The organism is Kribbella sp. NPDC050281, from assembly GCF_040655855.1.
In the GTDB taxonomy this organism is placed as follows: Bacteria; Actinomycetota; Actinomycetes; order Propionibacteriales; family Kribbellaceae; genus Kribbella.
The window spans coordinates 36,204-46,780 of record NZ_JBFAKS010000059.1 but is presented as its reverse complement, the minus strand read 5'-3'; the positions used below and the strand labels follow the sequence as shown (position 1 = coordinate 46,780).

Below are 10,577 nucleotides of genomic sequence, written 5' to 3'. Positions count from 1 at the left end.
CTACAGCCACCCGTCGATCATCGGCTGGTGCCCGCTGAACGAGACGCACCAGTTCCTGCACGACCGGACGTTCGGATACGGCCGATCGGCGCCGGCGACGAGGCCGCCCTGAAAGCGATCAACCAGCGGCTCTCGGACCGTTCGGTGTACCTGCGGTTCTTCGCGCTCGACCGCCGTGGCGCGGACGAGCACGCGCACCACCTGGCCGACGGTAGTCCCGGGCACCAGGCTCTGGTCGCGGAATGCGCAGGGCGCGTGGTCGGGGTCGCAAGCTACGAAGTAATCCGCTCGGGCGAGGCGGAGATGGCATTCCTGCTGGACGACGCGGTGCACGGGCGGGGGATCGGCACCTTGCTGCTGGAACAGTTGGCCGCGGTTGCCCGCGAGGCCGGCATCCACCGTCTGCGCGCCGACACCTTGGCGGAGAACGCTGCCATGCTGCGCGTCTTCACGGACTCGGGATTCGAGCAGACGCACCGGTTCGACAGCGGGGTGGTCGAGTTGATGCTCGACACGTCGTACTCGGCGCGGACCCTGGACCGGATGGCCGAACGCGAACGCCAGGCCGAGGACAAGTCCCTTCGACCGCTGTTCTCCCCGGCAGCGGTCGCGGTGATCGGTGCCGGTCGCACGCCGGGTGGCATCGGCCACGAAGTACTGCGTACGCTCGCCGGCGGTGGCTATTGCGGTGAGTTGTACGCCGTGAACCCGCGAGCCGACCGCATCGCCGAGGTAGCGGCGTACCCGTCGATCCGCGCGGTGCCGGGACCTGTTGACCTCGCGGTCATCGCGGTTCCCGCCGCGCAGGTGAGCCAGGTACTCACCGAATGTGGTCACAAGGGCGTTGCCGGCGCTGTCATCCTCACATCCGGCTTCTCCGAGCTCGGTGCGAACGGGCTGCAGAGCGAGATCCTCGCGATCGCCCGCCGGCACAGCATCCGGTTGATCGGCCCGAATTGCCTCGGCATCGTGAACACCGCACCCGACGTCGCCCTCAATGCGACGTTCGCCGACGTGACCCCGCTGCCCGGCTCACTGGCAATCGCCGCGCAGTCCGGCGCCGTCGGCATTGCGGTCCTGGACCATGCGAGCCGGATCGGCCTGGGCATCTCGGAGTTCGTTTCCCTCGGCAACAAGGTCGATGTCAGCGGCAACGACCTGCTGCTGCACTGGTGGAACGATCCGCGGACAGACGTGATCGCGTTGTATCTGGAGTCGTTCGGCAACCCGGTCAAGTTCGGCCGGCTCGCCCGGCTCGTCGGCCGGACCAAGCCGGTCCTGGTGGTGAAGGGCGGCCGCTCGACCGGCGGCCGGCGTGCGGGCGCCTCGCACACCGCCGCCGCGTCGACACCGGACACCGCCGTCGATGCCCTCTTCGAGCAGTCCGGCGTACTGCGGATGGACACGCTCGAGGAGCTCGTCGAGACGGCCCGGGTGCTTGCCGGACGTCCGCTGCCGAAGGGTCATCGGCTGGCCGTGATCGGCAACGCAGGTGGCGCGGGTGTGCTGGCGGCGGACGCGGCCGGGTGGCTCGGTCTGGAGGTTCCCGAACTCAGTACGGCGACCCAGCAGGAGTTGACGGCCGCTACTGGCGCGGTCGGCGCGGGTAACCCGGTCGACCTCGGCGCCGCGGCGTCTCCAGAGACCCTGGAACGCGCGCTTCGCGTGGTGCTCGACAGCGGCGAGGCCGATTCGGTGTTGGTCTGCTACGCCGCGACACGGGCCGGCAGCGTGTCCGAGACCTACGCCGCGATCGGGGCCGCGTCGGCCGATTCGGAGGTGCCGATCCTCGTCACCTGCCTCGGTGCGCCGAACGCCGAACCGCGGGTTCCGTTGGCCAACGGGTCACACCTTCCGGTCTTTCCCTTCCCGGAGAGCGCCGTTCGTGCGCTCGCGCACGCCGTCCGGTACGCCGCTTGGCGGTCGCGTCCGCAAGGCGTAGTACCGACGCTGGCCGGCATCGACGCGGAGGGTGCACGGACGGTTGTACGACGGTTCCTGGAGCACCGGCCAGAGGGCGGCTGGCTCGGTCCGGAGCAGGCTGAGCAGTTGCTGCAGTGTGCTGGAATCCCTGTGGTTCATTCGATCCGGGCGAGCGACCGCGAGCAAGCGCGGACCGCGGCCGGTCGGGTCGGCTATCCCGTCGTCGTCAAGACAGCCGCCGAAACCATCGTTCACAAGACCGACGTCGGGGGAGTGCGCGTCGGCTTGGCCGACGAACGCGCGGTCGAAGCGGCATATGACGAGATCGCCGCGGCGACGGGTGATCGGCGTGTCATCGTCCAGGCGATGGCGCCGGGCTCGACCGAGATGGTCGTCGGCATGGTCCGCGACGCGTTGTTCGGTCCGATCGTAATGGCCGGCAGCGGTGGGGTGCTGACCGACCTGATGGCCGACCGCCGTTGGCGTGGCCTTCCCCTCACCGATCTGGACGCCGCCGAAATGGTGCGGTCACTACGTTGTGCGCCTCTACTGGCCGGCTACCGAGGCGGCGAACCCGCCGACGAGGCCGCGGTTCTCGACGTACTGCACCGAGTCGCCTGGCTGGCCGAGACGCTGCCGGAGATCGCTGAGCTCGACATCAACCCGCTGACCGCCGCTCCGTCCGGAGCCGTCGCGATCGACGCGAAGCTGCACATCACCCCGGCCGGCCCGCCGCACGACTGGTACGCGCGGCATCTGCGCTGAACCCCCGTCGAAAGGAGAAGTGAGATGAAAGCATTGGTCTATCACGGTCCGGAGCGCCGCAGCTGGGAAGAGGTGCCGGATCCGGTCATCGAGGACTCCGAGGACGCGATCATCCGCGTCGACGCGGTCACCATCTGCGGTACGGATCTGCACATCCTGAAAGGCGACGTGCCGACGGTCCAGCCCGGCCGGATCCTCGGTCACGAGGCAGTGGGAACCGTCCTGGATATTGGTGCCGGAGTACGAGGGCTGACCCCGGGCGACCGGGTGCTCATCTCGTGCATCACATCGTGTGGGCGTTGTGAGTACTGCCGCGAAGGCCAGTACGGGCAGTGCCTCGGGGGCGGTGGCTGGATTCTGGGTCACCTGATCGACGGTGTGCAGGCCGAGCAGGTCCGAGTGCCGTTCGCGGATCGTTCGGTGCACAAACTGCCGGACAACGTCACGGACGAGGCTGCCCTGCTGCTGGCGGACATCCTGCCGACGTCGTATGAGGTCGGCGTGCTCAATGGGCGCGTGTCTCCTGGCGACACGGTCGTGATCGTCGGCGCAGGTCCGATCGGGCTGGCCGCGATCGCTACCAGCAAGTTGTTCAGCCCCGCCCGGATCATCGTCGTCGACGTGGCAGACTCCCGCCGGAAAGCCGCCCTCGAACGGGGCGCCGACGTGGCGTTGAGTCCGGACGACGACGTCGTGGGCGCCGTGCGGGAGTTGACTGGTGGCCTGGGTGCCGAGGTCGCGATCGAAGCCGTCGGCATCCCGGCGACCTTCGAGCTATGCACCCGAGTGGTTCGTCCGGGCGGGACGGTCGCCAATGTCGGTGTGCACGGTGCGCCGGCGACGCTGCACCTCGAAGATCTCTGGATCAAGAACGTGACCATCACGACCGGCTTGGTCGACACTGTGTCGACACCTCGCCTGCTGTCGATGCTTGCGGCCGGTCGCCTGGAGCTGCCCGGACTCATCACGCACCGCTTCGGTCTGGACGAGATGCAGGACGCGTACGACGTGTTCGCCCGCGCGGGTGAGACGGGTGCGCTGAAGGTCGCTCTCTTCAGCGCCGAAGGTGCGGAGCAGGACAGCCGGTGACGGCGACGCCGGCCGAGGACGTCCGCGATCAGCTGCTCCGCGCGGCTGTCGCGGCGCCCTCGGTGCACAACACCCAGCCATGGAGGTTCCGCTTCCGCGGCTGGGTGGTCGAGGTTCATCGCGACCGCGAGCGGGAGCTTCCGGCCGAGGATCGCGACCGGCGGATGCTCTACCTGTCGCTCGGCGCCGCGGTGTTCAACCTGCGCGTCGCAGCGGCCCTCTGTGGCTACGGCACCGACAGCAGGAGCGTTCTGGATCGGGCGCATCCCGATCTCGTCGCCGAGGTCGAGCTGGTCATCCCCGGACCGGATATCCAGACGCTGTCGGCGCTGGCGCCGTACGTGCCGCTTCGTCGGACGAACCGGCAGCCCTACAGCGATCGACGGGTTACGCCGGAGGTCCAGAAGTTGCTGGAGCTGTCCGCCCGGCTGGAGGGCGCTCTGCTGGACTGGGCGGAAGCACCGGCCCGGCGGAGATGGTTGCAGCTGGCAAGCAGCGATGCCGGCGCGTTGGACGATCAAGACGCGGCCAGGAGCGCCGAGCGGCGTCGCTGGGTCGGCGGCGCACGTGCCCGGGACGGTGTTCCGAGCAGCGCGCTCGGGCCACGCAGCGAGGGGGAAATGTCGCCGGTCCGGGATCTCGCCGCAACTCCCGCGGACGAGAGCCGGACGGTCACCGCGTTCGAGGCGGAACCGCAACTGGCGGTGCTGTCGACTCGCCACGACGGTCGTCCCGAGTGGCTCCGGGCCGGTCAGGCGATGGAGAGGGTGCTCCTGGAGGCGACCGCTCTGGGACTGTCGACGTCCTTGCTGAACCAGGCGCTGGAGCACGACGAGCTCCGTTGGCTGATCAACGACCCGCTCGGTCCCTCGTACCGCCCGCAAGTCATCATCCGCGTCGGCTATGGCCCACCCGTCCCGGCGACGCCTCGCCGCCCGATCTCCGATGTACTGCTGAACTGACCACTCAGCGGGCGCGCTAGCCGCGCAGGGCGATTCTGACGAGGACGCGGAGGACCGCGAGGGTTTCGCTCAGCTGGGTTTGCAGCTTGGGGGTCGGTCCGGTGGCGACCAAGTCGCGGCGGATGGCTTCGAGGCGGTCGACCGCGAGGTTGAGTTCGTCGGCGACGGCCGGCGCCCGAGTGAGCGCGAGGCGAGGCACGATGCGACCGCGGTAGGCGGTCAGCGTCTCCTGCACGGTCGCCATCAGCTGCGCTGGCAGGCTCAGGTCGCCGGCCGCCAGCTCTTCGGCCAGCACAGTCAGGTCGTGCTCCCACTGATCCAGGTCGTGCTGGACCGAAGCCGGTTCGTTGGTCATGACTCCTCCGGAGCGTTGTGGCGACGACCGACCCAGTGGGACCGCTCGGCGCTGCGGTGCCAGTCACCGATCTCCCGGAGGTCCGTCTCGCGGACGAGGTCCAGAAGCTGTTGGGTCTCCGCGTCGCCCAGCCAGGTCAGCTCTGCCTTCTCCTTGAAGGCCGCCTGCATCAGCGCGGACCGGACGACCGAGGTGATCGAGTGGTCCTGGACCGGAGTGCGGCTGGTGTGACGGCGGGGAATCTCGGTGTGGGGGTCGCGGAGTTCCTGGTCGGGAACGTCGACCGGTTCGGCGACGATGCGGGCGACCAGGTCCGGTTCATCCGGGAACGGTGCCAGCCCGAGCCAGGTGTGGTAGCCCATCGCCGCGGCCGCGCAGCGCAGGTTGAACGTCGCGGCACCGCCGGCGATCCGCTTAGTCCGCCCGCTCGGGTCGTCCGCCGGCAACGCCCGGGAACCGTCCAGGAACACGTCGATGACGTGACCGTTCACCACGAACGCCATGGCTGGGTGTTGTTCATGCTCGGGGCCGTGATGGCAGCGGTGAGCACGGCGTCGATCTGCTCGATCGGCATCTGGTCTTCAGGCATCGAGGGCCTCCTGGTTGTCAGTGCGCGGCCATGACCGCTCCACGCTCTCAGCCTCGCGCGCGGGACGGGGCCGCGGCTGCGGGCTTCGGTCCCGAACCCCAGGGTCCTTCGGCATGCCGAGCGGTGACCGCGGCCCCTGATCTGGTGAGGCTCCGTGACCGGACGATGAGGGCATCGGAACGAAGAAAGGACATGGCAATGACCACGGTGCTGGATGAGCACATTCTTGGTGCGATCACGCTGGTGGTTCTGGCTCTGGTTGCTGCTGGCAACGTGTGGGGCTTGGGCAGGCAGTGGGGGCGTCTCGACATCGTCCACCGCTACCCCTGGCTGCGGTGATGACAATGACGACCAAGCCGGTGATCCACGTCGGCATCGACGGCTCGTGGCGTGACAGCGGAGCCCTCGATTGGGCACTGCAGGAGGCCCAGTTGCGCCACGAGCCGCTGCGGGCGGTTCACGTGATCGACGACAAGTTGCGCAACACGTCGTACTGGCAGCCGACCGTTGTCGACGACGCTGCGATGGAACTCGTCAAGGACGTGCAAAGGCACCTCGACAACAGCCCTGGTCCGCTCGACCACGAGATGGATCTGGTCGCGGGTCCGCCGGCGGCGACGCTGTCCGAGGTCGCGGCTGACGGCCGGATGCTGGTTGTCGGCCGGCGCGGGCTCGGCGATTTCAGGCGACTGGTGATCGGTTCGACCTCCGAGGCGGTCGCCTCGGGAGCGACGCGGCCGGTGGTCGTGATCCCTGACCGCTGGAAGCCGTCCGACCATGCCGGGCCTGTGGTCGTGGCAGTGGAAGACGCTGACACGGACCACGAGGCAATCGACTTCGCCGTGGCCACGGCAACCGAGCGGAACCTGCCGGTCCGACTGCTGCACGCCTGGGACCTGCCCACCATGTACAGCTGGGATGCCGTGAACGTGGCGGGCGTCAGCGACGAGCTGATGGACCGGTCGCGGCGACGCGTCGAAGCGCTGGCGGACCGGTTGCGGAGCAAGTACCCCGGCCTGACAGTCGAGGTCGACGTACGGCGGGGTCACCCGGTCGACTCGATCGTCACCGCGTCCGAGGAGAGCGACGCCCAGCTGCTGGTCGTCGGGGGCCGCCGGCACCACCGGCTGACCTCGATGCTGCTGGGATCCGTTGCCCGGGGCATCCTTCATCACCCGACCTGCCCGATCGCCGTCGTCCACGATCGTCGAGACGACGCCGCAGACGCTGGAACGTGCTGAGGGGCGCGAACCAGCAAGGTGCCGTGCGGCCCGTAGGCGGACAGGCCGCACGGCACCGACTTGCGTCGGCCGATCGATCGTCACAGCTACAGCTGGGGGGACGAAAGTCCTTCCAGCTGTCGCTGTCCGGCCTGGACGCCGAGGTAGCGCGCCTCTGCCGGCGGAGATGTGCACGAGCGACGCTCAAGGTGAGGAAAGTCGAAGGAGGCATGAGATGAAGAGCTGGGTACGGAACGGACCTGTCGTCGTCGAGGTGGACGGCACGGCTGAGGGGATGCGCGTGGTCGACTACGCGTGCGTGGAGGCGCTGCGGTCCGGTGCCGACCTGGTGCTCGCTGCTTCCTACCGCGCGCACAGCACGTTCTCCCCGATGCGGCCGACCGAGCTGCCGAAGCCGCCTGGCGACCTGGCCGACGCGGCCCTGCGGGTGGCAGCTGCGCATGTCAGGCATCGATATGGCTACGGCCTGCAGCTCGAGGCCGTGTCGAAGGATGGCTCACGGGCGAGAGTGCTCGCGGAGATCGCACCGCACGCGCGGATGCTGATCATCGGACGGACGCCGAAGCGCGGTCCGCAGCGGCTGGTCGCCGCTCAGACGAATCTGAACCTGGCGGCCCGGGTCGGTTGCCCGGTCCTGGTCGTACCGCTTTCCTGGCGGCCGTCCCAGGTGGATCGCAAGGTCGCTGTCGGCATCGACGGCTCGGGGCAGTCGGCCGAGGCGGTGGAATTCGCGTTCCGGGCTGCTGCGGCCCGTGAGGGCGACCTGATCGTGGTTCGCGCCGGCCTGCCGCCCGACCATGCGTTCAATGACGACGATGTCGAGCACTCGTGGATCAGCCGGGCGGACCACACGATCAGCGAGGCAGTGGCCGCATGGACCAGTGAGTTCCCGCAGGTGCGGTTGACCCGGTTCCTCAGCGGCCGGCCTGCCGCGGAGGCGATCCTGCACGAGAGCGAGGATGTCGGCCTGATCGTCGTGGGCGCGCACGGCTCCGTGCCGGCCACGGACCCGGTGGCGCGGCGCTGTGTGGCAGCGATGCCGTGCCCCGTAGCGATCGTTCCGCATCACCTGACCGTCGTCGAGCGGGAGCGCCTGCTGGAGCCCCGTCGGCCCGACATCGTGACACCGATGTACTGAGATGGCTACGACCGGGATCGCCGCTCTCCGCCACTACCAGGTCTCCTGGATGCGGGCCGACGTACTCGCCGGCGTGACGGTCGCGGCGTACCTGGTACCACAGGTGATGGCCTATGCGCAGGTGGCGGGGCTTCCGGCCGTCGCTGGGCTGTGGGCGGCACTCGGTCCGCTGCTGGTGTACTTCGTGCTCGGTTCCTCGCGGCTGCTCTCCCTCGGTCCCGAGTCGACGACGGCGTTGATGACTGCCGCGGCGATCGGTCCACTGGCGGCCGGAGATCCGACCCGGTACGCGATGCTCGCGGCAGTACTGGCGCTCCTCGTCGCCGGGGTCTACCTGATCGCTTGGCTGGCCAGATTGGGGTTCCTGGCGGATCTGCTGTCCAAACCGGTGCTGGTCGGATACATGGCCGGGATCGCGGTCATCATGATGACCGGCCAGCTGGGGAGGCTGGCCGGCGTACGCGTCAGCGGCGATTCCTCTGTCGAGGAGGTCGTCTCAGCCGCCCGGCAGATCGGCTCGTGGCACACGCCGACGGTTGTTGTGTCAGTGGCGGTGTTGGGTTTGCTACTGGTTTCCGCGCGGTGGCTGCCGCGCCTACCTGGACCACTTGTCATGGTGGTGTTGGCATCGGTCGTGGTCTGGGCGACCGGTCTGGACGTCAAGCTGGTCGGGGCAGTCCCGTCAGGGATCCCCGTGCCCGAACTTCCGCAGGCGTCTGCGGCGGATCTGCGCATGCTGCTTCTTCCGGCGTTCGGCGTCGCATTGGTCGGCTACACCGACACCGTGCTGACCGGTCGTGCGTTCGGGCAACGCCATCACGAGCGGATCGATTCGAATCGTGAGTTGCTGGCCATGGGCGTCGGCAACCTGTCGTCCGGTCTGCTCCGCGGATTCCCGATCAGCAGTAGTGGCAGCCGGACGGCGATCGCGGACGCGACCGGCGCGAAGAGCCAGGTCTATTCACTGGTTACCGCGGTGGTCGTGGTCATGACCCTACTGTTCGCCGGACCGTTGCTGTCGATGTTCCCGTCGGCGGCGCTGGGTGCTCTGGTGGTCTTTGCGGCGTTGCGGCTGGTGGATCTGGACGAATTCCGCAGGTTCTCCGCCTTCCGCCGTACCGAACTGATCATCGCCCTGGCCACCACAGCCGGCGTCGTCGCTCTGGATGTCCTGTACGGCGTCCTCGTCGCGGTCGGGTTGTCCGTCCTCGACGTACTGCGCCGGGTCGCGCGGCCGCACGACGGTATCCTCGGCATCGTTCCTGGGATCGCAGGCATGCATGACGTGGACGACTATCCGAATGCGCGCCCGGTTCCAGGCCTGGTCGTATACCGCTACGACTCACCACTGTTCTTCGCGAACGCCGAGGACTTCCGGCGCCGTGCACTCGCCGCGGTCGACAACGCCGATCCGCCCGTGCATTGGCTGCTGCTGAATGCCGAGGCGAATGTCGAGATCGACATCACCGCCATCGACGCGCTCGACGCGCTTCGACAGGAGCTGTCCAACCGCGGGGTCGTGCTGGCGATGGCACGCGTCAAGCAGGATCTGTCCGACGATCTCGAGGCTGCGGGGTTCCTCGATCGGCTCGGCCGCGACCACGTGTTCTTCACACTACCCACCGCCGTACAAGCCTTCCGGGACCGTACGGGGACCACCACCGAAGCAAGGAGTTGACCATGTCCGAGACACCACGTGCCCTCATCGTGTACGAATCGATGTTCGGCAACACCGAGAAGGTCGCGGCCGCGATTCGCGACGGACTGAGCACCCTCATCGACACCGACCTGGTCCGTGTCGACCGGATGCCGGGCCGGATCCCCACCGACGCCCGGCTGCTCGTCGTCGGCGGACCGACGCACGCGTTCAGCATGAGCCGGCCGTCGACGCGGACGGACGCCGGCAAGCAGGGCGACGTCACGATGCCGGTCGACACCGGGATCCGCGAGTGGCTCGGCTCCTTGCCGGTCCGCACCACCAAGACGATCTCCGCAACCTTCGACACCCGCATCACCAAGGTCCGGCGCCTGCCGGGGTCGGCCGCCAAGTCCGCGGCGAAGCTCCTGCATCGACGGGACTTCAGGGCAATGGTGCCACCGGCAAGCTTCTTCGTCGACGACACCACCGGCCCGATCGACGAGCGCGAACTGGAGCGGGCCCGCCGGTGGGGCGAGGAACTCGGCCAGGAGCTCCGGTCCGTACTCGGCACCATCTCGCGCGAAAGCAGGCGATCCGCGTGATGCACAACGGCATCGACCCTACGCTCGGCTGGATCGTGTTCGGGTTGACGATCTGGCTGGCGGCGATCGGCGGCGCGATCGTGCTGGCGATCCGCACCATCCACCACCCGCCACCACCCAGGGCGCTCCCGTCGCCATTGGACATCCTCGAGCGTCGCTACGCCACGGGGAAGATGACGCGCGACGACTTCGACGAAGCCCGAGCCCGCCTCCACGAGTACGAAATAGACATCTGACTCATAGCCGGGCTCAGACTGCGACACGCGTCGTTCGG

11 protein-coding genes are annotated in these 10,577 nt (G+C 68.5%); 9 read left to right on the top strand and 2 right to left on the bottom strand.

Translation table 11 applies throughout. The annotated features are described in order from the left end of the window. The first annotated feature begins 27 nt into the window (after window positions 1–27). The 3 genes from AB0I34_RS40695 to AB0I34_RS40685 are packed head-to-tail and all read left to right on the top strand — an operon-like array spanning window position 28 to window position 4,739. The gene (locus tag AB0I34_RS40695; RefSeq protein ID WP_360456846.1) at window positions 28–2,688 is read left to right on the top strand and encodes a GNAT family N-acetyltransferase; all 2,661 of its coding nucleotides are present in this window, start codon (window positions 28–30) and stop codon (window positions 2,686–2,688) included. 24 nt (window positions 2,689–2,712) lie between these two features. Then, a complete protein-coding gene (locus AB0I34_RS40690; protein ID WP_360456843.1) occupies window positions 2,713–3,777 on the top strand; it encodes a zinc-dependent alcohol dehydrogenase family protein in 1,065 nt (354 codons plus the stop codon). Continuing rightward, on the top strand, window positions 3,774–4,739 hold the full coding sequence (locus AB0I34_RS40685) for a nitroreductase family protein (protein ID WP_360456840.1): 966 nt from the start codon (window positions 3,774–3,776) through the stop codon (window positions 4,737–4,739). Before AB0I34_RS40690 ends, AB0I34_RS40685 begins: the two co-directional genes overlap by 4 nt. Before the next feature lie 16 nt (window positions 4,740–4,755). On the opposite strand, the gene AB0I34_RS40680 is transcribed toward AB0I34_RS40685, so the two are convergent. Beyond that, complete coding sequence (locus AB0I34_RS40680; RefSeq protein ID WP_360456837.1) at window positions 4,756–5,094, bottom strand: hypothetical protein; 339 nt, start codon at window positions 5,092–5,094, stop codon at window positions 4,756–4,758. Beyond that, a complete protein-coding gene (locus AB0I34_RS40675) occupies window positions 5,091–5,597 on the bottom strand; it encodes a hypothetical protein (RefSeq protein ID WP_360456834.1) in 507 nt (168 codons plus the stop codon). The genes AB0I34_RS40680 and AB0I34_RS40675 overlap by 4 nt, the downstream gene beginning before the upstream one ends. 284 nt (window positions 5,598–5,881) lie before the next feature. Here AB0I34_RS40675 and AB0I34_RS40670 point away from each other — a divergent pair, with 284 nt between their 5' ends. The 6 genes from AB0I34_RS40670 to AB0I34_RS40645 all read left to right on the top strand — a co-directional run bounded on the left by AB0I34_RS40670 (window position 5,882) and on the right by AB0I34_RS40645 (window position 10,539). Then, window positions 5,882–6,022, top strand: a complete 141-nt coding sequence (locus tag AB0I34_RS40670) for a hypothetical protein (RefSeq protein ID WP_360456831.1) — start codon at window positions 5,882–5,884, stop codon at window positions 6,020–6,022. A 5-nt stretch (window positions 6,023–6,027) separates the two neighbouring features. Then, window positions 6,028–6,924 carry a universal stress protein gene (locus AB0I34_RS40665; protein ID WP_360456829.1) on the top strand — a complete coding sequence of 299 codons (897 nt, stop codon included), beginning with the start codon at window positions 6,028–6,030 and terminating at the stop codon, window positions 6,922–6,924. Window positions 6,925–7,138: 214 nt separating this feature from the next. Then, entirely contained in the window at window positions 7,139–8,062 is a 924-nt protein-coding gene (locus AB0I34_RS40660) for a universal stress protein (protein WP_360456826.1), read from the top strand. A 1-nt stretch (window position 8,063) separates the two neighbouring features. Then, entirely contained in the window at window positions 8,064–9,740 is a 1,677-nt protein-coding gene (sulP, locus tag AB0I34_RS40655) for a sulfate permease (protein WP_360456823.1), read from the top strand. 2 nt (window positions 9,741–9,742) lie between these two features. After that, entirely contained in the window at window positions 9,743–10,303 is a 561-nt protein-coding gene (locus AB0I34_RS40650; RefSeq protein WP_360456820.1) for a flavodoxin family protein, read from the top strand. Next, window positions 10,300–10,539, top strand: coding sequence for a hypothetical protein (locus AB0I34_RS40645; protein ID WP_360456817.1), 240 nt, complete (start codon window positions 10,300–10,302; stop codon window positions 10,537–10,539). The genes AB0I34_RS40650 and AB0I34_RS40645 overlap by 4 nt, the downstream gene beginning before the upstream one ends. Window positions 10,540–10,577: the final 38 nt, after the last annotated feature.